We start from the raw sequence: 22,145 nt of genomic DNA, 5'->3' as shown, positions 1-22,145 counted from the left end.
TCTTAGCCGTTCTTCTTGATGAACTGCACCGACAGCGTTTCGAACTGGTCGCCATGCACTGCGGGCAGCTCGCCGGCCGCGTCGGTGGTCAGGTTCGACAGCGCTTCGGATGCCCGCTGCAGGTGCCCGTCGAACCCCGCCACCGCATCGCCGTCGGTCGCGCGAACGAGTTTCGGCACACGGCCGAGCGGGGCGTGGTCGAACGTCGGCATGTCGGTGCTCATGCTGGCCGGGCCGCTCCACGCATGGCCTGCCGACTTCACGGTGAACGTGCCGGGGCACCCGAGTTCGATGTCGCCGCCGTTCAGCTTCAGGTACGCACCGCCCGACGTGACGAACACGACCTGTTCGTTCGCCATGCCGGCGAGCTTGCCGCCGGCCGCGGTCAACTGGATGTTCTTCGCGGAATCCACCTGCGTGTCGTCGTCCTGCGACTGGATCGTCACCTTCCCGCGATTCGCGATGGCCGACACGCCGCCGCTGTGCGCGAACATCGCGACGCCATGGCCGCCGTGCAGGTTGATGCGCTCGCCGCTCGCAACCTGCACGTGCCGCTGGGCAATCTGGTCGATGTTCTCGCCCGCATACATGACATGCGTCCTGGGCGTGACGTGCAGCGATCCTGCCTGTGCGCCGAACGCCATCAAGGCGGACGTGTCGCCGGCGGAACCGGCATCCGCAAGATCGGGCTTCCAGTGACGGAACGCATCGACGATCTTCTCCTGCCCGGCGGTATCCGCGGCCCGTCCGCCGTGCTGGCCGGCATAGTCGCCGAGCGAGTTGAACAGCATCATGCACTGGTCGAGCAACTGAATCAGTTCGTCACGATCGAGCTGACCACCGTTCGCGCATGTGCGCGCATAGGTCGAGAACAGGATGCCCTGGGCCGCGCGCAAGGCCGCCGCGGCATCGGTGCGCAACTCCGCGCCTTCGCCCCGATCGGCACCGTGTCCATCCTTGCGGGGCTGCGTCAGATAACCCAGGTTCAACTGGGTATGCGCATGCTCGCTCGCCAACTGCGCGGATATCTGCGACGGCGTATCGTCCAGGCGAAGCTGGTTGTACCGAGCGCCCTTGATTTCCTTCGTCTTGATCCCGGACACGTAACGGTTGCCGGGCAGCGCACCGGTATGCGTGAACGTCGCGGGCGGGTTCGCGCCGTTGCTCAGCACGCCGATGATGACCAGGCGGTCCGGATCGCCCGACAGGCAACCCAGCAAGACTTCCATCCCGACGCGGGGCAGAAAGAGCGTGCCGAAGTTTGCGCCCGCCAGACTCGCGCCGACGCGTATCGGTGCGCTGTCGCCGGCCGACCCGTTCGTTCCGGCGCCTTGCGCGTGTTCGTGATCGGCGGGATCGAAGCCATGAATCCGTACGCGCACGCGGCCGGCCGCGTCGCAGAATACTTCCTCGCCCTGCGTGCCGACGATCGTGCCGGTCAGCAGGTGAGCCGGTGGAAGGTCGATTGTCGGATCGTAGGACGGCGTGAGCGGCACGCCGCGACGCACGCACGTGAAATGGTTCTCGTAGCGCGTATCCGCCTGTTCCGACGCATCGGCCGGCGCGGGTGGGGCGGCTTGCGCGAGGTTCCGGCTGGCTGCGTACAGCGCGATCACGCGGCCGGCCAGGTCTTTGGGAAGATTGTTCCGGATGTCGTGCCGTACCGACGTCACGACGAACTGCCGCTGCTCGGCCGGCTTCATGTCGAGTTCGGGGTCGCCGGTCAGCGTGAACCAGCAGCCGACCGGCATGTCGCGGACGTGGCCGATACCGTCGTAGCGCTCCGCCGCGAACTGGTGGGCGAGTATCCGGTCATGCGTGATGCGGTCGTGATCGTTCCACGAGTCGCCGACGTGCGGAATGTCGATCGCGACATCGGTCAGCAGCCGGGCCAGGTCGTTGCCGGCGTCGCCCTGATCGATGCTCGTCGCGATCGCGGAATCGTCCATGCGCGCCTTCTTGTAGTCCCACGACGGACGGCCGGCTTTGCCGGGGGACAGGCGCTGATGATGCGCAAACAACGTCACCGTATCGCGTTGCGCGGTTCCCGAATCGCGCGGATGAAGGCGCACGGTGCCGGCAGGCGATTCCGGCAATCGCAGCGGGTCGTCGCAGAACACGAGCGTGTGGATCGGCCGCTCGTCGGCCGTGCCGCGCGCGTTGCCGACCGCGTTGCCGACCGCCCACGCCTTTGCAAAGACGGTGATGCCTTCGCGTCGCAACAGCCGGCGCACGAAACGGGCGTCCGACTCATTGACCTGCCGCGTCAGTTCGCGTGCCGGATAACGTTCGGCTCGCAATCCCGACAGGTCGAAATCGAACGCACGCGCGAGGGCGGGGCTGCGTTGCCGCCATTCGTTCAGCAGCGTGCCGAGGATGTCGATGATGTTCCGCGACCGGAATACTCGGGAATTGATGCGGCGGTCCATCAACGACAGCGCATCGCAGATGCGCAGCTGATACACGGTCAACTCGCCGTCGGATTGACCGGCCTGCACGTCGTGCACGATCGCATTGATTGCTCGCACGTCGCCCCGGTCGGTCGTCAGCCGGACCGACACCGGCAGGCCGAGAAACAGCGTGGGCGCCAGATGAGCGTGGGTGGATATGCAGGTCAGCTGCCCGTCGATTCCCGACATCAGTCCTTCGCGAATATCGGCGTGATGAAGCGCCAGCAGATGGCCGACCGCATGTTGCGCCTGCCCGAAATGCAGGGCGACGGGCCGGGTGTTCCAGTCGACCAGACCGGACGCAAAGTTTCGTAATGCTGTTGCTATCGACATAACGGCAATCTCGTTGCTTTTCTGGCTTGTATTCTTTGAGTCGGACTTTCAGTGCGGTAAAGCAGTGGTGATCGTGATTTCGGTGCGCAGAATATCAAACAATGGGGGTTTTAAAGGTTTATTGGTATTTTGAGATGGAAATCAATTCACTGTGAAACGGTGTTCTACATTTTTATGATTTGGCGGGGCGTTTTGTTTTAATTGGAAAAATCCTATATCGGGTAGTCAGGGTTGGTATTTGTCGCTATCCCTTTCTGGGTGGTTGAGAGGTGGAGGTTGCGGGCAACTATGCTGAACCGGATTGGATGTCGGTAATTGAAAATTCGACTTGTCTTAATTCGGATATGGATAAGGCGGAATTGAAATATAAAAATCGATGTGCGTGCGATCGCGCTCGTGCATCCGGTATGCGTGTCCGCTTGACAGCAGTTTTGCCGTTTTCAGTTTGATAGTGTGGAAGGCCGTTTCCGTCACGGCTCGCCATGGCCAACTGCATAAGCGCGAAGATTCCGGAACGCGAGTCCAAGTCCACCGCGATCGAAGATCGAAAATGCATCTTTTGTCATACGAAATGCGTTACCCGCACGTATCGTCCGGCCTCGCCGGATCGGGTGCATGCCGGGCGTGAACGGGCCAGTCCCCGGTCGCCCGGATGTCCATGAGGGATTTCCCCCGAGACGCACAATCGCGCGTCACTTCAACCCTACGACCGATCTCTCTCCGCCGTCCCACCGACACTTCCCGCCCGTCGCCGACGATTATTTGCATATCGCGAATGGCGCGTTCGCCGGTCGTTCGATACCCGATCCCCGGCGTTGCACCTATCGTTGTGCCGTCGGCTCGCCGGATTCGATATGTCGAACCGGAACGGCAGCCGGCGCTTCCCGGCGATTCACATCGCACACAAAAACCATCGGACCTGGCTGATGCGCAGGCGCTCCGTCGCGCGCAGGCGAACCTGTGTCCACGGAGACGGAAATGAAAGCAAACGAGTGGGATACCTCCTATGAGTGGAAGGCGGTCACGCTGCTGGCGCTCGGCTTCGGGCTGGTCGGCCTCGACCGCTGGCTGATCGCGCCGCTGTTCCCTTCGATCATGAAGGACCTCAACCTGAACGCGCAGGACGTCGGCAACTGCATCGGCGTGCTCGGCCTGTCGTGGGGCATCTTCGCGGCGTTGATGGGCGGCATCTCCGACAAGGTCGGCCGCAGGAAGGTGCTGATTCCGGCCATCATCGCGTTCTCGTTGCTGTCGGGCTTCTCGGGGCTCGCGGGCGGGCTGCTCGGGCTGATGGCGATTCGCGGCCTGATGGGTGTCGCGGAGGGCTCGTTCTGCCCGACGAGCTTTGCCGCGACTGCCGACGCATCGCATCCGCGGCGGCGCGGGCTGAACCTCGGCCTGCAGCAAAGCGGCTTCGCGCTGTTCGGGCTCGCGCTGTCGCCGATCATCGCGACGCAGCTGCTCGGTTTCGTGTCGTGGCGCTGGGTGTTTGCGCTCGTGGCCATTCCCGGCCTGATCCTCGGCGCGATCATGTTCTTCGTCATCCGCGAGCCGAAGGTCACGCCGGCCGTCGCGTCGGAGCATGCACCGGCATCACTCGGCCATGTGCTCAGGAGCCGCAACATCCTCGTGGCGATGGCCGCACTGTGCTGCGCGATGACGGGCGTATTCGTGCTCGGTGCGCTGCTGCCGCTGTACCTGACCGACTACCTGGCGCTCGGCACGCAGAAGATGGGCCTCGTCGTGTCGGCGATCGGCTTCGGCGGCTTTCTCGGGCAGTTCGGGCTGCCGGGCCTGTCCGACCTGGTCGGCCGCCGTCTCGCGAGCATCGTCGGTTTCGCGGGGACGGCCGTGATGCTCTATCTGTTCCGCGGCCTTGGCCCGGAGCCGTTCGCGTTGTTCGGGGTGCTGTTCGTCGCGTCGTTCTTCACGCTCGGCCTGGTGTCGCTGCTGTCCGGGCCGGTGGCGACGGAGGCCGCGCCCGTCGGGCTCGTGTCGACGTCGATCGGCGTGGTGGTGGGCGTCGGCGAGATCTTCGGCGGCGGCATCGCGCCGGCGCTGGGCGGCTATGTCGCCGCACACTTTGGCATCCAGAACATTCTGTGGCTGCCGATGTGTGCGGTCGTGCTGGGCATTGTGGTCAGCCTGCTGCTGAAGGAAACCGCGCCGGCCGTGCTGCAGCGCCGCGTAGCCGTGCAGCCGGAACTGGCGGCCGGCGAGCAGTCGCGGTAAGGCCTGTGCGGGCAGGGCAAGGCAGGGCGGTGCATGCGGCGGGCGGCGCCGCCGGCGATTGACATCGATTGGGTGACACAGTGACGCCTTCCGCATGACACAGCCCGATATCCGCACGGGTAGACTGCCGGTTTCGCTGTCGAAAAAGGGCGCGGCATGGACCGGTTTCTGAGCATCGAAGCATTCGTCAGGGTGGCGGAGGCGAGCAGCTTCGCCGAGGCGGCGCGGCAGCTCGGCGTGACCAGCTCGGTCGTGACGAACCGCATCCAGCAGCTCGAGAAGTTCGTCAACGCGCCGCTGTTCCATCGCAGCACCCGCCACGTGCGCCTGTCGGAAGTGGGCGAGGCGTTTTATCGCGAGTGCGCGGAGGTCGTGGGGCGCGTCAACGAGCTGACGGACCAGATGCGCGAGCTGCGCGCCACGCCCACCGGGCGGCTGCGCATCCAGATGTTGCCCGGTTTCGCCCTCGATCACTTCGGCGCGCCGCTGATGGAATTCAACCGGCGCTACCCGGGTATCCAGATCGACGTCATCGTCAACGACCGTGTGGTCGACCCCGTCGAAGAAGGGTTCGACATCGCGTTCCAGATCTTTCCGCCGATCTCCGAGTCGCTGATCGAACGGCGGCTGTTCACGGTCAGGCGCCTCTTTTGCGCGTCGCCCGCCTACCTCGCCGCGCATGGTGCGCCACAACATCCGCGCGACCTGCTGCAGCACACGACCGCGCTGTATTCCGGCTACCCGTCGCGCAACCGCTGGACGATGACGCGCGGCGACGAGGTCGTCGAAATGGAGCTGCCGGGCATGATCCGCTCGAACTCCGTGCACCTGCTGCGCGAGTACGCGCTGACCGGCGGCGGCGTCGTCTGCTTGCCCACGCTCGTGGCGAGCGATGCGCTCGTCGCGGGCCGCCTGGTACCGATCCTGACCGACTATCAGCTCGCGCCGCTGAGCTTTGCCGCCGTTTATCCCGCGACGCAGCGACAGGCGCTGAAGGTGAAGGCCCTGGTCGAATTCCTGGCGGACCATATCGGCGACGAATCCCCGTGGGATCGTCCCCTCCTGGAGCGCGGCTGGGTGCGTTGAACCGCACGGATTATTCGCGAAACGCAAATGCCGTAATCGCCGTCCGTTGCCTTGTTGCTGCTGTGCGTTGCCCCTAGAGTTGAATCCAACAAGCAGTTCAACTCAGGAGACAGCAATGACCGACACGGCATTCCACACCGTCTTTGGCTCGCTCGACCATTACCGGAAGGGCGAGATCGAAATCACCAGCGGCAGCGCCCGGCACTACGCGTTCTCGAACGTGTTCGAAGTCGCATCGAAATCGGCGCCGTATGAAAAGGTCGTCGCCGGCAAGAACCTCGAATACGTGATCGAAGTGCTGCGGACCGACGGCCAGTCGCCGTGGTTCGCGTGCCCGCACGACGAGTTCGTGATCCAGATGGACGGTGAAGTCCGGATCGACTTCATCAAGCTCGATTCGCCGCCGAAGTCGGGGCGCGGCACCGTGAGCGCCGGCGCCCAGCCGGCCGGCCGCGAGATGGGGTATGTCGTGCTGCGCAAGGGCCATCAGGCGCTGCTGCCGGCCGGTTGTGCATACCGCTTCACCGCGAGCCGGCCGGGCGTCGCGCTGGTGCAGACCGTCCTTGGCGAGCTGTCCGTGGAGAAGTGGGCCGAAATCTGCCTGCACTGATTCGTCCGACCTCATTCGACATTCCCAGGAGACACGTTATGGCCACCCTCGACACCCTCGACCTTTCCACGGGCTTTGCCGCCGATCTGGTGCGATCGACCGAAGCCGATGCCGTCACCGGCTACCGCCGCTTCCAGCTCGGCGAATTCGCGTTCCAGCGCGACGAATACTTTGTGAAGATCAGCTGGCCCGCGAAAGGCCGGACCCGCACGCATGCGATGCCGGCGGACGCATTCCTGCGCGCGATGATGCGCGACGTGGCGTGGGGCTTCTTCTACGGCTGGGTGAATTTCGACCACGTGTTCGGCACACGCAATCACTACGGCAAGGTGGACGTGTATGCGGGCACGTTCAACGGCATCCTGAAGGACGCCGGCGTCGACTACACCGAGACCTTCGAAACGCCCACGATCATGGCGACCTTCAAGGCGATGCTGCACGACTGGACGAACGAAGGCTTCGATCCGTTCGCGGCGCCCGAGGAAACGGGCACGGCGTTCGGGCGCAAGCACGGCGACAACGGCGCGGCGATCGAGCGCACGCGCATCGCGACGCGCCGCATGCCGGGCCTCGAAGGCGACTCGCCGCTGCGCGACGACCTGCCGGTCAACCGTGCGTTCCTCGACGTCGCGCAGGACGAACCGGAAGTGCATGTCGAGCCGGGCTTCGAAGGCGAACTGCACGCGTTCAACCTGTTCAAGTACCTGTCGCGCTCGGACGTCACGTGGAATCCGTCGGTCACGTCGGTCTGCGGGCGCAGCCTGTTCTGCCCGACCACCGAGGAATTCATCCTGCCGGTGTTCCATGGCAACGACCGCGTCGAATGGTTCCTGCAACTGTCCGACGAAATCGTGTGGGACATCGGCGACAAGAACACCGGCGCACCGCGCGCACGCGTCACGATGCGCGCCGGCGACATCTGCGCGATGCCCGCCGACATCCGGCATCAGGGTTATTCGACGAAGCGGTCGATGCTGCTCGTCTGGGAAAACGCGACGCCGGACCTGCCGCAACGCTACGAGAGCGGCGAGCTCGCGCCGTATCCGATCGCGTTCTGAGCAACGCAAACGCTTCCGCTTCAGCCCTGTACCGAGGACGATTCATGCAAACCCAACTCTTCATCGACGGGCGTTTCGTTGACGCCGTCGACCGCGGCACGATCGACGTGCTGAACCCGCACGACGGCTCCGTCATCACGAAGATCGCGGCAGCCGACGCGGCGGATGTCGATCTCGCCGTCGAAGCCGCCGCGCGCGCGTTTCCCAAATGGTCGGCCCTGCCGGCCGCCGAACGCGGCCGGTTGCTGCTGCGCCTCGCCGACGCAATCGAGGCCAACGCCGACGAACTGGCGCGGCTCGAGTCGCTGGACACCGGCCACCCGATCCGCGATTCGCGTGCGCTCGACGTGCCGCGCACGGCGGCCTGCTTCCGCTACTTCGGCGGCATGGCCGACAAGCTGCAAGGCTCGGTGATTCCGGTCGAAACCGGCTTCCTGAACTACGTGCAGCGTGCGCCGATCGGCGTGGTCGGCCAGATCGTGCCGTGGAATTTTCCGCTGATGTTCACGAGCTGGAAGATGGGCCCGGCTCTCGCCGCCGGCAACACCGTCGTGCTCAAGCCGTCGGAGATCACGCCGCTGTCGACGTTGCGCATCGTCGAGCTGATGGCCGAAGTCGGGTTTCCCGCCGGTGTCGTCAATATCGTCCCCGGCTACGGGCATACCGCCGGCCAGCGGCTCGCCGAACATCCGGGGGTCGGCAAGATCGCGTTCACGGGGTCGACGGCCACCGGCCGCCGGATCGTCGAAGCGTCGCAGGGCAACCTGAAGCGCGTGCAGCTCGAACTGGGCGGCAAGGGCGCCAACCTCGTCTTCGACGATGCCGATCTCGACGCCGCCATCAACGGCGCCGCATGGGCGATCTTCCACAACCAGGGGCAGGCGTGCATCGCCGGTTCGCGTCTCGTGCTGCACGAACGCATCGCGGATGAATTCCTCGAGCGATTCGTCGCGCTCGCGTCGTCGATCCGCATCGGCAACCCGCTCGACGCCGATACCGAGATGGGGCCGCTGACCTCGAAGCAGCACCTCGATCGCGTGCTGTCGTACGTCGACGTCGCGCGCGAGCAGGGCGGTCGCGTGCTCACGGGCGGCAGCGCGCCGCAGGACCCGGCGCTCGCCAGCGGCTACTACGTGCGCCCGACGGTCATCGAAGCGAGGAGCGCGGCCGATCGCGTCGCGCAGGAGGAAGTGTTCGGCCCGTTCGTCACGGTGCTGCGCTTCGGCAGCGACGACGAAGCGCTGGCCATCGCCAACGCGACGGAATACGGTCTGGGCAGCGGCCTCTGGACGAAGGACCTCTCGCGCGCGCACCGGATGGCATCGCGGATCAACGCAGGCATGTGCTGGATCAACTGCTACAAGCGCGTCAACCCGGGCAGCCCGTTCGGCGGCGTCGGCAAGTCGGGTTATGGCCGCGAGATGGGCTTCGAGGCCATGCACGACTACACGGAAGCGCGATCGGTGTGGGTCAACGTCGACGGCAACGTGCCGCCGCACTTCAAGCGCTGAGGTTTTCCATGAATCGCTTCGTCTATCAGGGCACGCCTTCCCGCGTGGTGTTCGAATGGGGCGCACTCGCGAGGCTGCCGGACGAGCTGTCGACGCTCGGCGCCCGCCGCGCGCTTGTCTTGTCCACGCCCGAGCAGCGGCCGCTCGCCGAGCGCGTGGAGGCGATCCTGGGCGAGCGTGCGGCCGGCATCTGTGCGCAGGCGGTCATGCACGTACCGGTCGAGGTCGCGCATGCCGCCCGCGAGATGGCCGGCGAGCTGGACGCGGACTGCTGCGTCGCGATCGGCGGCGGCTCGACGATCGGGCTCGGCAAGGCCATTGCGCTCGAGTCGGTGTTGCCGATCCTGGCCGTGCCGACGACGTACGCCGGCTCGGAAATGACGCCGATCTTCGGGCTCACGGAGGGCCGGCTGAAGCGCACCGGGCGCGACGCGCGCGTGCTGCCGCGTACGGTGCTCTACGACCCGTCGCTGACGGTGACGCTGCCGCCGGACATTTCCGCGGCATCGGGCATCAATGCGATGGCGCACGCCGTCGAGGCGCTCTATGCGGAAGACGCGAACCCGGTGATCAGCCTGATGGCGGAAGAGTCGATCCGCGCGCTGGGTGACGCGCTGCCCGTGATCGTGCGCGATCCGGAACACCGTGCGATGCGCAGCCGCGCGTTGTACGGCGCGTGGCTCGCCGGAACCTGCCTGGGCGCGGTCGGCATGGCGCTGCACCACAAGCTGTGCCACACGCTCGGCGGCACCTTCAACCTGCCGCACGCACAGACGCACGCGGCGATGCTGCCGCATACCGCGCACTACAACCATGCCGCCGCGCCCGATGCGCTGCGCCGCGTGGCGCGTGCATTGGGCGGGAACGATGCAGCCGAAGCCGGCCCGCTGCTGTTCGCGCTGAATGCGCGGCTCGGCATCGCACCGGCGCTCGTCGACCTCGGGATGCCGGAGAGCGGTCTCGACGAAGCGGCCGACCTCGCCTGTCGCAACCCGTACGCGAACCCACGGCCGATCGAACGCGCGGCGATTCGCGCGCTGCTTCAGCACGCATGGGAAGGACGCGCGCCGCGGTGAGCGGCTCGCGCGTCAATGGAGACAGACATGAGCGATGACCACCATGACGGCGATGCCGGGTTGACCGGGCAGGTTGCCGCAGGCTTCGACGGCACGCCAGGCGCGCGCCTGCGCGTACGGAGCCTCGTACGGCCTCTCCGCGCGTTCGTCCTCGACCGGAGTTGATCGACATGGCGCGATTTTTTGCGGTGTTTGCGACGGACCAACCGGGCATGCGCGACGTGCGCGACCGCATGCGGCCGATTCATCGAACCTACCTGCGCTCGGCCGACCAGCACGGCGTGGTCGTGCGGCTCGGCGGGCCGACGCTGGACCCGCACGGCGACGCTATGAATGGCACGCTGCTCGTCGTGGAGGCGGACGACATTCACGCGGTGATGCAGTTCGTCGGCAACGATCCGTACGTGAAAGAAGGGCTGTTTTCGCACGTCGAAGTGCGGCCGTGGGACTGGAGCCTCGGCAATCCCGAGCAGCGGGTGTGAGAGATGGAAGCCCGACAACTCTGCCGTTTTTCCGATGTGCCCGACGGCGGGGCGCGGGTCGTCGACGAGGCCTGCATCGGACGTCCCGTGATCGTCGTGAGACGCGGCGGGCAGGTGTGGGCGTATGTGAATCGCTGCCCGCACTTCTCGGTGCCGCTCGATTTCGTCCCGGGTAGCGTTTCCTGTTACCGGTCGCAGGTGTTGATGTGTGCGCATCACAGCGCGCTGTTCCGGTTCGACGATGGCGTGTGTATCGACGGGCCTTGCTCGGGTTCGGCGCTGGAGGCCGTGACGGTCGAGGTGGATTCCACCGCGTGGATCGTCCATCGGGGCGCTTGATTCGGGCGCTTCGACGAGTACGAGCGCGGCGGGTCGATGCGGCGGTCATCGAATTGATCAATCAGTCAAGCTAATCATGGTTCAGGCGTTGTTCGATTCCGCCTGAATGAACGCAATTTCCCTTGATGCACCGAGCGAGCACCCGCCACGTAGCGGGTGGCGGCCTCGCATTTTCATAAAAAAGACGGAGACGACATGAAACTCAGGTTTGGAGCAGTGGTGATGCTTGCCGTGGCGCACGGCGCATGGGCACAGAGCAGCGTGACGATGTTCGGTCTGATCGATGCAGGCATTTCTTATGTCAGCAACGAGGGCGGCGGAAAGAACGTCAAGTTCGACGACGGCATATTCGCGCCCAATCTCTTCGGCTTTCGCGGGACTGAAGACCTCGGTGGCGGGTATCGCGCGACGTTCGCGCTCGTGAACCAGTTCTCGATGGCGAACGGCAGCATCGTCGGGACGGGGATTTTCGGCCGCAACGCGTATGTGGGCCTCGAAAGCAACCGGTTCGGCCGCATCACGCTGGGCAACCAGTACGACTTCATGGTGGATTCGCTCTTTTCGAAGGGCAATGCCATCTCTCGGGATATCTCGGGGCTGTACGGCTTTCGCAATGGCCCGTTCCAGCGTCTCGCGCTACCGGGCAATCCGACTGGTGCGTTCGATTGGGATCGCACGGCAGGCAGCAAGCCGATCGCGAATTCCGTCAAGTACAGTTCGCCGACGGTCGCGGGTTTTTCCGGCGGCGTGATGTACGCGTTCGGCGGGGTGGCCGGCTCGGTCGGCGCGGACAATGCGGTCAGCGCCGGGGTGAACTACGAGATGGGGGCGTTCGGGGTCGGGGCGGCCTACACGAACGAGAAGTACGGTCCCGCGCCTGGCGTACCGTCCACCAGCGTGCGCAACTGGGGTGTCGGGATGCATTACGACTTCGGTGCCGTGACCGCGAGTGCGCTGGTGACCACCGTGCACAACGCGTTCAACGATGCCGGCGTGTGGATGGCGGAGACCGGCGGGCTGTGGCACATCAGGCCGGATGTCGTGCTGGGCGCGAAATACATGTACATGAAGGGCAACGAAGCGGTGAACGACAACCACGCGCATCAGGTCAGTGTGGCGCTTCAGTACCTGTTTTCGAAGCGGACGATGGTTTATGTGTCGGCCGACTACCAACGCGCGAACAGCGGCGCGAATGCGCAGGTCAATGGCGTGCTGGATCCGAACGGGGCTTCAGGTTCGGCGAACCAGACGGTGGCGCGGGTGGGGCTGCATACGGTGTTTTGACGGGGCGGCGGGCGGATCCGGGGCCAAGGTCGGCCCGCCAATGGATTACCCTGCCGCTGCGGCCGCCTCTTTGGCCTTGTCCTGTTCCGCCGCCAGCGCGGCATCTGCCGCCTGCGCGCGCTGGATGGCCGGGCGCGCAAGCACGCGATCGATGTAGGCGCGAATGCGCGGCGTCTCGGGCACCAGCTTGAACATCGTGGTCCAGTTCAGCGCCGAGCCCCACAGCACGTCGACCGCGGTAAAGCGCTCGCCCAGCAGGTAAGGTCCCTTCGCCAGTTGCGCATCGATCGTGTCGACGACGGTATCGAAGTCGCCATAGGGCGACGTCGAGTAGGCCGCGGGCGGGCGATTCATCGATCGGTCGACGAGGGCCGGCTCGAAGCACGAACCATAGAACGTCATCCAGCGCAGATAGGGGCCGCGCAGCGAATCGCCCGGCGCCGGCGACAGGCCGGCTTCCGGATACAGTTCCGCCGCATACAGGTAGACGGCCGCCTGCTCGGTGACGATCACGTCGCCGTGACGCAGCGCGGGAACCTTGCCTAGCGGATTGATGCGCAGGTATTCGGCGTCGCGGTGTTTTCCGGTGGAAAGATCGAACGCGTGCAGTTCATGGTCGGCGCTCAGTTCCTCGAGCAGCATCCGCACGCCGGCCGAGCGGCTGCGCGGAGAGTGGAACAGGGTCAGGTGACGGTCTTGCGGCATGGCGGGCTCCGGTGGGTGCGTTCGTCGGCAGGGATTCGAATGTAGGACGGTTGCGCACCCTCGTCTTGGAAAAACCCGCTGCGGCGGTGCATCATTGCGCCTTCACCTCACCGGTTCCCGACCATGGCCGACCTGCGTAACGTGACCGACACGCCCAAGGGCGTGGTCGGCCCGAAGGCGATCAATCAGCGCTTCCGCCTCAATCGTTATCACCCGCGAGCCGAACTGGCCGGCGTGCTGGATCACCACTGGATCGTCGAATGGGATCTGCGCGGCCAGCCGCCTTACGTGCAGCGCACACTGCCGTATCCGTGCGTGAATGTGGTGTTCGACCGGCGGCAGACGGGGATCTTCGGTGTGGTGTCGGGGGCGTTCGAGACGACGCTCGTGGGCACCGGCAGGGTGATCGGCTTGCGGTTCCGGCCGGGCGCGTTCCGGGCGTTTTTCGGCAAACCGGTGCATCTGACGACCGACAAGGTGCTGCCGGTGTCGACGCTGTTCGGCTGCGGCGATGCGGAAGCCGAAGCGGCCGTACTCGGCGCCGGGGACGATGCCGGGATGGTGGCGGCGGCCGAGGCGCTGCTGTTGCGGGTGCTGCCGCCGCCCGATCCGCAGGTCGAGCGTATTCATGCCATCTTGCAGATGCTGCAGCAGGACATCGGGCTCACGCAGGTGCGCGACCTGGCCGAGCGTGCGGGGTTGAGCGAACGCACGTTGCAGCAGCTCTTTTCCAGCCATGTCGGGGTGACGCCCAAATGGGTGATCTGTCGTTATCGCCTGCACGAAGCCGCGGACAAGCTCGCGGGCGGCGAGGCGGTCGATCTCGCGGAACTGGCCCAGGCGTTGGGGTATTTCGATCAGGCGCACTTCACGCGCGACTTCCGGAAGCTGGTGGGGAAGGCGCCGGCGGAGTATCGGCGCGAGGACGGGCGGGGATGAGTGTGCGGATTCCTGGCGCGGGGGCGCTGCGCGTTTCCCGCCGGTTGTTGTCGCCCGGGCAACACGGTAGTGTGTCCGTTGGCCTGCCGCCGTGCCGACGACGAACCTATGATGGGCGCGCCGGCCGTCCGTGAATATCAAACGGCGGGTGCGTTGCCGATCATTCCACCCTATAGTGCACGTCGTTGAAAATCAGGAGTTCGTCGTGTTTTACCGGAAATCCACATTGGGTCGCTCGAACTACGCGTGCATCGTCGCCCTGGCGATGATGCTGGCGCCGGTCGCGGCGCATGCAGCGGCGGAGGCCGCGGACGGCACGGCGCGCGTCGCGTCGGCTGTCCATCCCGACACGTCGCCGGCACGACCGATTGCCGGCGACGACCCGGTTGCAATCCGGGATGCACTGAAGAAGCTGCACATCACTACCCTCTCACCTTCGTTGCGCGACCGGGTTCGCGGCCTGGTCTCCAGCGCGGTCGACCGGCGTGGCCCGAATCCCGACCTGGCGTCCGTCGATCTGGATCGTGACGTGACGTTCGTGGTACCGGTACGGTACGGGCTGAGGTACTCGTCACGCCGGCACCTGTTGACGCTGGACGTCGACCTGTTCGACGCAGAGCGCAACGACCGGACGGGCATCCTGCTCAGAAAAGTCACGACGGGGCCGCGAGGGCGCGGGCTCGTGATCGCACCCGAAGCGAAGGCGAAAGGGTACATCCAGCACGTCGACATCATCGAACTCGATTCCGGCCAAGGCAAAAAGACCGCGATTCGTAGCCGCATGCGGCTATCGCCCGCCGAGCACGCACGAGCGAGCGGCGAATTCGCACTCGTTTTCTCCGGGCGGCTGGTTCGGCCTTACCTGACGGAACAAACCGAGCATGTCGATCCGAGTATCGACGAGCCGACCGACATCACGACGAGGATCTCCACGCTGCACATGGATATCCATGACATCTCGCTGGTGAGTGAGTCGAGCGGCATCGTCGTGTCGAAGAAGCTGCACTTGTCGAAGTAGCGGGGTTCTCGAACGGGGCTTCGACCGGCCACGAAGCTCCGCATGTGAAGGCGGACGATGCTTCGGGGCGCGGACGGTTGCGTCGCAGCCGATCTGCCGTCCGGGCATCCGTGAGGCTGCCTCGGCTCATGTAAGATGCGCACAGCTTCACCCGGTCTTGAGAGGGGCCGGTTCTCGCGCCACAACGGCAATCAGCCGCACAACAACAAGGAAGCCACGAGAAATGCCGGGGATTCCCGCTGAAACCTTTACTGTCTGGCACACGATCCTGTCCGTGGCCCGACACGCACCGTCGCCGCACAACGTTCAGCCGTGGCGGGTGCAACTGATCTCGGACGATTGCGCCGAGCTGTTCATCGACGGCACGCGCACGCTGCCGAAAGAAGACACGACCGGCGCGTTCCTGTTGTCCGCGATGGGCATGTTCATCGACGCGATCGATCTGCTCGCGGCACCGCATGGCTTGCGTGTCGAATGGCAACTGCATCGCCCGGTGCAGGAATTCGCGGCCATCCTGTCCCGGCCGACGCCGCCGGGGCTGATTCCGTTCGCTGCGTTGCGGCTCGTCGCCAACACCAATGCGGATGCGCCGCGCGACGATCCGTCCGCGCTGATGCTGGCGCGCCGCACGTCGCGCATTTCGATGGACCCGACACCGGTGCCGGATGCCGCCGTCACGCAACTGGCGGCGCTGGCCGACGAATGGGGGCATCGATATACGCACCTGTCGGGTGCGGAACTGATCGAGCCGATCATCGCGGCGAACATCGACGCCGTGTTTCATGACATGAACGTCGCGGACTACCACGATGAAATCACGGCCTGGTTCCGGTTCACGGAACGTTCGACTGCCCGACATCGCGACGGTCTCGACTGGCGCTGCATGAACCTGTCGCGCGCCGAGTTCTGGATGTCCGCGCATCTGTCGAAGATCCTGACGTTCAAGCCGACGCGCTTCTATTTCAAGCGCCGGTACCGGTCGCAGCTCGGCCATGTGCCGGCGATCGGCGTGTTGAGCGGCGATTTCTTCAATCCGGAGAAGGCGATCGAGTCGGGCCGCTTCCTGCTGCGCTTCTGGCTGGCGCTGACGAGCCTCGGCCTGTACCTGCATCCGTACGGCAACCTGGTCACGAACCCCGACGCTGCCGCGTGGTTCAGCACGCATGCCGGGGTCGACCGCGCATGGCTCGTGTTCAAGGTCGGCTACTCGCGTACGCCGCCGCAAAGCCAGCGCAGGGCGCTTGCCGACATCCTCGTCGATGCGCCGGTTCCATCCCATTCGCCGCAATCCGCATGAACACGCTCATTCGCCTCTTTCTCGAAGCCGTTCTCTGGACGCTCTGGTTCCTTCGCCGCGTGATCAGCGTCGACGGACGTCTCTATGTGTTCCTCAACGCGCCGATTTTTCAGCCCTATCTGGCTTATGTCGGCCGCATGCGCGCCCGCGTCGCGTTCCTCAAGGCGAGCACGTCGTGCCCGGCCTACATCGAGTTCCTGAAGGCCGAAGGCTACAAGGCCGGCGGCAAATGGCGGCTGGCGGACCTGCCCGCCATGACCAAGGAGAATTACATCAAGCGCTATTCGATCGAGCAGCGCTGCTACGGTGGCGCCATTCCGAAGTCGGGTGTCGTCATCGACGAATCGTCGGGGTCGACGGGGCAGCCGAACAACTGGGTGCGCAGCGCGGCCGAACGCAGCGACGTCAAGCGCATCCTGCAGCTGAACTATCAGCTGGTGTTCCGCGACTCCGGCAAGATGCTGCTGAACTGCTTTGCGCTCGGGCCGTGGGCGACCGGCATGAACGTGTCGATGTCGCTCGTCGACGTCGGCATCATGAAGTCGATCGGCCCCGACAAGGCCAAGCTGATCAACACGCTGAAGCTGTTCGGACCGAAATACCAGTACCTGATATTCGGCTACCCGCCGTTCATCCGCTCGGTGGTCGACGAATGCGATCTCGACCTGAGCGCGTACCACATCGATTTCATCGTCGGCGGGGAAGGGTTGTCGGAAGCGTTGCGCGACCATCTGCTGCGCAAGGCGAGCACGGTGATCTCGTCGTATGGCGCGTCGGACCTCGAGATCAACATCGGCGTCGAGACGCCGACGACGATCGGCCTGCGGCGTGCGTTGCTCACGCGGCCCGAGCTGTGCCGCGAGCTGTTCGGCCGCGATACGCCGCCGATGATCTTCCAGTACAACGCGCTCGATTACGTGATCGAAACGAATGACGATGGCGAACTGCTGGTGACCATCGGGCGGCAGTCGGGCGCGGCGCCGAAGATCCGGTACAACATTCGCGATTCGGGTGGGACGTATCGATTCCGCGAGCTGAACAGGCGTCTGTCGGCGCATGGCATGCGCCTGCAGGATTTTGCCGCGCGGACCAGCCATTTCCCGTTCCTGTTCGTGTACGGCCGCAACGATTCGAGCGTGCCGTTCTATGGCGCGAAAGTGTTCCCGTCCGACATCGAGCAGGTTCTGTCCGCTTCGCCGGTGCTGCATGACGCGATCAGCACGTTCCAGCTCGCGACGACCGAGGATGCGCAGTTGACGAGTTTCCTGCACCTCCATCTCGAACGGGCGTTGGGCAGTGCGCCGATGCCGCTCGACGATGCGGCGCTGCACGGCGAGATGGTCGAAGGCATGAAGCGCGTGAATCAGGATTTCCGCGAAGTGTCGAGGTTGTTCGATCCGAAGCAGGTGGTCGTGCATCTGCATGAGCACGATACGGGGCCGTTCCAGGGGCGGGATATCCGGATCAAGAACAGGTATATCGCGTGAGGGCGTAGGTTTCGGGGTGGTTGGAGGGCGGTGAGGAGGACTGACACAGCTCTTCCTGTCGCGTCGCTTACAAGGGCTGGATCGGTGAGGTCATCCGGCTAAAGTGCCGCTCTCCCGACACTTCTTGCGCTACGCGTGCTTTTCGATATAATGAACCATCGTTCGGAATGTCGAACGAGAGAAATCAAGCATCCAGAGTCGGGTTATCCGACGCCAACCTGCCCTCCCGGGCAAGGTGGACGCCCTTGAGGCGATGCGGCCGATTTACGGCAACGAAACGGGAGCAGCATGGCTGGCACCGGTTCGATAACCACTCAACCGGAGCAATCATGCGCCAGGATACCGCTGCTTCCCGCCAGACCGTCTGTGAAGACTGGTCGCACCTCCTTCCCGGTTTCACGCTCACGCATACGGTTCATCTCGTTTCGGGATTGAATCCGGGCATCGTGTCGACAGCGGCTGCCGTACTCGAAGGCGAAACCGCCACGGTCGACCGGTGGGCCATCGCCCGCTGTGGCGACGTTCTCGAGCAGAAGATCGTTCTCGGGGAAATGACGGAAGGGCAAGCGGTTCGGCTGCGCGATCGACTTGCCGCGCTCGATGGCGTGCTGCGCACGAGGATGGAGCATCATTTCGTTCGGGCCGGTTCGGCCGCCCCCGGGAATTGACCGGAGGGTGGTGCTTCAATCGCGTATGGTGCTGCGCCATCGTGGAATCGACCGTCGTGTAGAGGAGGTAATGTGCCAGTTCTGTATGGTGTAAAGCCTGCGGCGCCGTTTTTCACGGAGCTGGAATCCCGAATTGGTTTCGGTATTCCGGTGGAATATGTGAATTTCCTGAAGAAGTGGAACGGCTTTTTCGTCAGTGGCGCCGATTATCTCGATCTTGATTTCTCTGGCGTCTATAATGGAGTGATCTCTTTTTCGTCGTTGTTCGGGCTCGCTGCAAGTAATGATAATTTTGATCTGATTGAGCAGAATGAGCGCGTCAGGGATGAGGTTGGGTTCCTGAGTGAATTCTTTGTGATCGGCGATGACCCGGGTGGAAATTACTATGCGCTCGCGAAGTTCGGCGATGCTCGAAAGGTTCTTTATTGGGATAGAACCAATCTGCATGCCGACGACACCGCCAAGCCGGATATCGCAAAGGTGGCCGAATGCGGCAACCTGTATTTTGTAGCAGATGGATTCCCGGCATTCCTGGATACTGTTGTCGCTGGAACGAAGCACATGCAGTTCATCCCTGTCGATGACTGGCCCGGCTAAAAGGCGAATATATCGGCTTCCCGGAACGCAGTCAGAACATGCGCTTTTGCATTAGTTTGAGTTACGTACTCTGGTAGCGGGAACTGCTCGGGCGGCTCTCTTGAACTGAGTTTTCCGTTACCGTCTTGAGTCATGGTTCGTTCGCGATTCATAGCGTGTTGCCAAAATTGCTTTAGGGTCCGGCCGCGGATTCTCCGGAGAGACTGCTGGCGATTCGCCTGGTCGAGGCCATGGAGACGCTGTTTAATTCCAACCCCCTGACATCTACCTTCAGTCCGTACGAGATTCACAAAGCGAGCGGTGGCAAGGTTTCATCGAGGAAACAGTCCGAAAGGCTCGCATGCGGTATCGCCGCTCAAACTTTGGCGTTACGCAACCTCAGCGCGTTCGAGATGACAGACGCGGAACTCAAACTCATCGCAAGCGCCGCGATCATCGGCGACAGCAGCAATCCTGTGAACGGGTAAAGTACCCCGGCCGCCAACGGAACCCCAAGCGCGTTGTACACGAACGCGAAGCCGAGGTTTTGCTTCATGTTCGCGACAGTTGCCTCGGACAGCTCTCGCGCTCGTGCGATGCCGCGCAAGTCGCCTTTGACGAGCGTCACTTGCGCGCTGCTCATCGCCACGTCCGTGCCTGTTCCCATGGCAACGCCGACATCGGCTTTCGCGAGCGCCGGGGCGTCGTTGATGCCGTCGCCAGCCATCGCCACAACATGCCGGGCCTGCTGGAGCTTCGTCACCAAGTCGAGCTTGTCGGCCGGCTTGACCTCGCCGTGATATTCGTCGATACCGAGTCTCTCGGCAACGGCCTTGGCCGTTACCACCCCATCGCCGGTCGCCATAACGACTCGGATGCCGTTCTCCTTCAACGTCGCAAGCGCCTCCGGCGTGGTGGTCTTGATTGGGTCGGCGACCGTAAGCAAACCGGCCAAACGGCCATCGACTGACAGGTACATGACGCTCGCACCTTGCGCTCGCATACGGTCTGCTTCCTTCGCTAGCGACTCGACGGACACCTGGTCAGTCTGCATGAGCGCGGTATTGCCCAACGCCAGCCGTCGACCGGCGACCAGCCCGCGCACGCCGATGCCCGTCACGGATTCGAATTTTTCCGCTCGGTCCAGCTGCCCCCCTTTCTCGCGTGCCGCGGCGACGATTGCAGCCGCGAGCGGATGTTCGCTGCCTTGGTCGAGACTGGCGGCCAGGTGAAGCACTTCATCGGCCGAGTGTCCGTTCGTTCCGACAGCCCGCTCGAACGCAGGACGCCCTTCGGTCAGCGTCCCGGTCTTGTCCACAATCAGGACATCGACCTTTCGAAAATTCTCGATGGCAGCGGCGTCCCGAAAGAGAACCCCCGTGGTAGCACCTTTGCCGCTCGCCACCATGATGGACATCGGCGTCGCGAGCCCCAACGCGCATGGACACGCGATGATGAGCACTGCGACAGCGTTGATAAGGCCAAACACCCAGCTGGGCTCCGGCCCGAATATGCCCCACAGGAGGAATGTCAGAAACGCGACGCTGACGACCCCGACGACGAATACTCCCGCAACCTTATCCGCCATCCGCTGCATGGGCGCGCGAGACCGCTGAGCCTGCGCGACCATCTGCACGATTTGCGAGAGCACAGTCTGCGAGCCGACCTTCTCCGAGCGAATGACCAGACTGCCCGTTGCGTTCATCGTCGCGCCAATGACGTGGTCGCCGACACGCTTCGTGACCGGAATCGGCTCGCCTGTAATCATGGACTCGTCCAACGAGCTCGTGCCGTCAGTCACGACACCATCCACAGGGACTTTCTCGCCTGGCCGCACCCGAAGCTGGTCGCCCACATGCACGTGGGACAACGGAATGTCTTCCTCTGAGCCGTTCGGGTTAATGCGGCGCGCCGTCTTGGGCGCGAGCCCGAGCAGCGCCTTGATGGCTGCGGACGTTTGCGAGCGGGCCTTAAGCTCGAGCAATTGTCCGAGTAGCGTCAGCGAAATGATGACTGCCGCAGCTTCAAAATACACGCTGACTCGGCCGTGCATGCTGTACGTTTCAGGAAACACGCCGGGGAAGATGGTGGCGATGACACTGTAGATATACGCCGCACCTGTTCCGAGCCCGATGAGGGTCCACATGTTGGGGCTGCGGTTCATGAACGAACGCGCGCATCGCGCGAAAAACGGCAGGCCTGCCCACAAGACGACCGGTGTCGACAGAATGAATTCGACCCAGCTCTCGCTGCGAACATCCATCAATTCGAAACGATGGCCGAACATCGCCAGGACGAACACTACGATGGTCAGTGGCAGCGTCCACCGGAATCGATGTCGGAAATCGACCAATTCGGGATTTTCGCCTTCGTCAACGCTGGGCAGAATCGGTTCCAGTGTCATGCCGCACTTCGGACATTGCCCGGGATGGTCCTGGCGAATTTCCGGGTGCATCGGGCACGTGTAGAGGGTGCCCCCGGGAACTGCTTGCGGTTGCTCAATGGTCGAGGGCTCGACGTACTTGGACGGCGCAGCCTGGAATTTCGCCAGGCAAGCCTCGCTGCAGAACGTGTACCACCTGGCATGGTGTTCGCAGCGGAAGCGTGACGCATCGGTCACCGTCATTCCACAGACCGGGTCGCGAAGTGAATCTGCGCGATGAACGTGTTCTTCCTGAACCTGATGGTGATGAGTATGCGCGTCGCGCCCATGCTCGGTGGAATGGGCATGCTTGTCCGTCTCACGAGCGTGAGATTCGCCCGATGCCCCTTGCTCGGAAATCCGTGGGTGATACAGCTTGTCTTCGCCGGATTGGCCGCTCATTTGACGCTCCTTTGAGTACCCGTTCCACCCCCATTGGGGGCCGTTGCCCTGCGCGTTCGATATTGGCGTAACGACGGTGCCGCGAACGGTGAGGCCCTATTGTCAAATCGGGGCACGCCGGCGACGACGCTTCGATGTGTTGAGCGATAGCGCGGAGCAACGTTCATTCC

General features: G+C 64.0%; 19 protein-coding genes and 1 riboswitch. Of the genes, 16 read left to right on the top strand and 3 right to left on the bottom strand.

Annotated features, from left to right (window positions below):
* Window positions 1-2: 2 nt before the first annotated feature.
* Window positions 3-2,783: a type VI secretion system Vgr family protein gene (locus DPV74_RS00175; protein WP_119336271.1), complete on the bottom strand. Its 2,781-nt coding sequence runs from the start codon at window positions 2,781-2,783 to the stop codon at window positions 3-5.
* 978 nt (window positions 2,784-3,761) lie between these two features.
* Between DPV74_RS00175 and DPV74_RS00170 the strand changes: the two genes are divergently transcribed.
* The 10 genes from DPV74_RS00170 to DPV74_RS00125 all read left to right on the top strand — a co-directional run bounded on the left by DPV74_RS00170 (window position 3,762) and on the right by DPV74_RS00125 (window position 12,461).
* Window positions 3,762-5,015: an MFS transporter gene (locus DPV74_RS00170; RefSeq protein WP_059692762.1), complete on the top strand. Its 1,254-nt coding sequence runs from the start codon at window positions 3,762-3,764 to the stop codon at window positions 5,013-5,015.
* A 156-nt stretch (window positions 5,016-5,171) separates the two neighbouring features.
* Window positions 5,172-6,101: a LysR family transcriptional regulator gene (locus DPV74_RS00165; RefSeq protein ID WP_027789807.1), complete on the top strand. Its 930-nt coding sequence runs from the start codon at window positions 5,172-5,174 to the stop codon at window positions 6,099-6,101.
* 115 nt (window positions 6,102-6,216) lie between these two features.
* Window positions 6,217-6,711 (top strand): hypothetical protein, encoded by a 495-nt coding sequence (locus DPV74_RS00160; RefSeq protein WP_060358743.1) that lies wholly within the window; start codon window positions 6,217-6,219, stop codon window positions 6,709-6,711.
* Window positions 6,712-6,749: 38 nt separating this feature from the next.
* The gene (locus tag DPV74_RS00155) at window positions 6,750-7,769 is read left to right on the top strand and encodes a hypothetical protein (protein WP_059692765.1); all 1,020 of its coding nucleotides are present in this window, start codon (window positions 6,750-6,752) and stop codon (window positions 7,767-7,769) included.
* Window positions 7,770-7,813: 44 nt separating this feature from the next.
* Window positions 7,814-9,280 carry an aldehyde dehydrogenase family protein gene (locus DPV74_RS00150; RefSeq protein WP_119336270.1) on the top strand — a complete coding sequence of 489 codons (1,467 nt, stop codon included), beginning with the start codon at window positions 7,814-7,816 and terminating at the stop codon, window positions 9,278-9,280.
* An 8-nt stretch (window positions 9,281-9,288) separates the two neighbouring features.
* Window positions 9,289-10,356 (top strand): maleylacetate reductase, encoded by a 1,068-nt coding sequence (locus DPV74_RS00145; protein ID WP_119336269.1) that lies wholly within the window; start codon window positions 9,289-9,291, stop codon window positions 10,354-10,356.
* Between the two features lie 27 nt (window positions 10,357-10,383).
* Window positions 10,384-10,521 (top strand): hypothetical protein, encoded by a 138-nt coding sequence (locus DPV74_RS00140; protein WP_162922905.1) that lies wholly within the window; start codon window positions 10,384-10,386, stop codon window positions 10,519-10,521.
* Window positions 10,522-10,526: 5 nt separating this feature from the next.
* Window positions 10,527-10,838 (top strand): YciI family protein, encoded by a 312-nt coding sequence (locus tag DPV74_RS00135; RefSeq protein WP_021160030.1) that lies wholly within the window; start codon window positions 10,527-10,529, stop codon window positions 10,836-10,838.
* Window positions 10,839-10,841: 3 nt separating this feature from the next.
* Complete coding sequence (locus DPV74_RS00130) at window positions 10,842-11,177, top strand: Rieske 2Fe-2S domain-containing protein (protein WP_059692768.1); 336 nt, start codon at window positions 10,842-10,844, stop codon at window positions 11,175-11,177.
* A 195-nt stretch (window positions 11,178-11,372) separates the two neighbouring features.
* The gene (locus tag DPV74_RS00125; protein WP_091920413.1) at window positions 11,373-12,461 is read left to right on the top strand and encodes a porin; all 1,089 of its coding nucleotides are present in this window, start codon (window positions 11,373-11,375) and stop codon (window positions 12,459-12,461) included.
* Between the two features lie 45 nt (window positions 12,462-12,506).
* Here DPV74_RS00125 and DPV74_RS00120 read toward each other — a convergent pair whose 3' ends face one another.
* Window positions 12,507-13,166: a glutathione S-transferase family protein gene (locus DPV74_RS00120; RefSeq protein ID WP_027789800.1), complete on the bottom strand. Its 660-nt coding sequence runs from the start codon at window positions 13,164-13,166 to the stop codon at window positions 12,507-12,509.
* Window positions 13,167-13,289: 123 nt separating this feature from the next.
* On the opposite strand from DPV74_RS00120, the gene DPV74_RS00115 reads away from it, so the two are divergent.
* The 6 genes from DPV74_RS00115 (at window position 13,290) to DPV74_RS00090 (ending at window position 19,172) form a co-directional block, all read left to right on the top strand.
* Complete coding sequence (locus tag DPV74_RS00115; RefSeq protein WP_119336268.1) at window positions 13,290-14,105, top strand: helix-turn-helix domain-containing protein; 816 nt, start codon at window positions 13,290-13,292, stop codon at window positions 14,103-14,105.
* 205 nt (window positions 14,106-14,310) lie between these two features.
* Window positions 14,311-15,123: a hypothetical protein gene (locus tag DPV74_RS00110; protein WP_060171730.1), complete on the top strand. Its 813-nt coding sequence runs from the start codon at window positions 14,311-14,313 to the stop codon at window positions 15,121-15,123.
* A 274-nt stretch (window positions 15,124-15,397) separates the two neighbouring features.
* Window positions 15,398-16,420 (top strand): hypothetical protein, encoded by a 1,023-nt coding sequence (locus DPV74_RS00105; protein WP_162922904.1) that lies wholly within the window; start codon window positions 15,398-15,400, stop codon window positions 16,418-16,420.
* A complete protein-coding gene (locus DPV74_RS00100) occupies window positions 16,417-17,907 on the top strand; it encodes a phenylacetate--CoA ligase family protein (protein ID WP_060085700.1) in 1,491 nt (496 codons plus the stop codon). The genes DPV74_RS00105 and DPV74_RS00100 overlap by 4 nt, the downstream gene beginning before the upstream one ends.
* A 183-nt stretch (window positions 17,908-18,090) precedes the next feature.
* Window positions 18,091-18,194, top strand: a riboswitch (SAM-I-IV-variant riboswitch).
* A gap of 42 nt (window positions 18,195-18,236) precedes the next feature.
* Entirely contained in the window at window positions 18,237-18,575 is a 339-nt protein-coding gene (locus DPV74_RS00095) for a hypothetical protein (RefSeq protein WP_162922903.1), read from the top strand.
* A 72-nt stretch (window positions 18,576-18,647) separates the two neighbouring features.
* The gene (locus DPV74_RS00090) at window positions 18,648-19,172 is read left to right on the top strand and encodes an SMI1/KNR4 family protein (RefSeq protein WP_162922902.1); all 525 of its coding nucleotides are present in this window, start codon (window positions 18,648-18,650) and stop codon (window positions 19,170-19,172) included.
* A 355-nt stretch (window positions 19,173-19,527) separates the two neighbouring features.
* Here the strand turns inward: DPV74_RS00090 and DPV74_RS00085 are convergent, their stop codons facing one another.
* Window positions 19,528-21,975 carry a heavy metal translocating P-type ATPase gene (locus DPV74_RS00085; protein ID WP_257942883.1) on the bottom strand — a complete coding sequence of 816 codons (2,448 nt, stop codon included), beginning with the start codon at window positions 21,973-21,975 and terminating at the stop codon, window positions 19,528-19,530.
* Between the last annotated feature and the right edge of the window lie 170 nt (window positions 21,976-22,145).

The organism is Burkholderia sp. HAN2018 (assembly GCF_024704855.1).
Classification (GTDB): Bacteria; Pseudomonadota; Gammaproteobacteria; order Burkholderiales; family Burkholderiaceae; genus Burkholderia; species Burkholderia cepacia.
This window is presented reverse-complemented; position numbering and strand designations above follow the sequence as displayed.

What these genes read in the sequence shown, in the direction of transcription:
- DPV74_RS00175 (WP_119336271.1), bottom strand. Translation starts at nt 2,783, where the DNA reads ATGTCGATAGCAACAGCATTACGAAACTTTGCGTCCGGTCTGGTCGAC.
- DPV74_RS00170 (WP_059692762.1), top strand. Translation starts at nt 3,762, where the DNA reads ATGAAAGCAAACGAGTGGGATACCTCCTATGAGTGGAAGGCGGTCACG.
- DPV74_RS00165 (WP_027789807.1), top strand. Translation starts at nt 5,172, where the DNA reads ATGGACCGGTTTCTGAGCATCGAAGCATTCGTCAGGGTGGCGGAGGCG.
- DPV74_RS00160 (WP_060358743.1), top strand. Translation starts at nt 6,217, where the DNA reads ATGACCGACACGGCATTCCACACCGTCTTTGGCTCGCTCGACCATTAC.
- DPV74_RS00155 (WP_059692765.1), top strand. Translation starts at nt 6,750, where the DNA reads ATGGCCACCCTCGACACCCTCGACCTTTCCACGGGCTTTGCCGCCGAT.
- DPV74_RS00150 (WP_119336270.1), top strand. Translation starts at nt 7,814, where the DNA reads ATGCAAACCCAACTCTTCATCGACGGGCGTTTCGTTGACGCCGTCGAC.
- DPV74_RS00145 (WP_119336269.1), top strand. Translation starts at nt 9,289, where the DNA reads ATGAATCGCTTCGTCTATCAGGGCACGCCTTCCCGCGTGGTGTTCGAA.
- DPV74_RS00140 (WP_162922905.1), top strand. Translation starts at nt 10,384, where the DNA reads ATGAGCGATGACCACCATGACGGCGATGCCGGGTTGACCGGGCAGGTT.
- DPV74_RS00135 (WP_021160030.1), top strand. Translation starts at nt 10,527, where the DNA reads ATGGCGCGATTTTTTGCGGTGTTTGCGACGGACCAACCGGGCATGCGC.
- DPV74_RS00130 (WP_059692768.1), top strand. Translation starts at nt 10,842, where the DNA reads ATGGAAGCCCGACAACTCTGCCGTTTTTCCGATGTGCCCGACGGCGGG.
- DPV74_RS00125 (WP_091920413.1), top strand. Translation starts at nt 11,373, where the DNA reads ATGAAACTCAGGTTTGGAGCAGTGGTGATGCTTGCCGTGGCGCACGGC.
- DPV74_RS00120 (WP_027789800.1), bottom strand. Translation starts at nt 13,166, where the DNA reads ATGCCGCAAGACCGTCACCTGACCCTGTTCCACTCTCCGCGCAGCCGC.
- DPV74_RS00115 (WP_119336268.1), top strand. Translation starts at nt 13,290, where the DNA reads ATGGCCGACCTGCGTAACGTGACCGACACGCCCAAGGGCGTGGTCGGC.
- DPV74_RS00100 (WP_060085700.1), top strand. Translation starts at nt 16,417, where the DNA reads ATGAACACGCTCATTCGCCTCTTTCTCGAAGCCGTTCTCTGGACGCTC.
- DPV74_RS00095 (WP_162922903.1), top strand. Translation starts at nt 18,237, where the DNA reads ATGCGCCAGGATACCGCTGCTTCCCGCCAGACCGTCTGTGAAGACTGG.
- DPV74_RS00085 (WP_257942883.1), bottom strand. Translation starts at nt 21,975, where the DNA reads ATGAGCGGCCAATCCGGCGAAGACAAGCTGTATCACCCACGGATTTCC.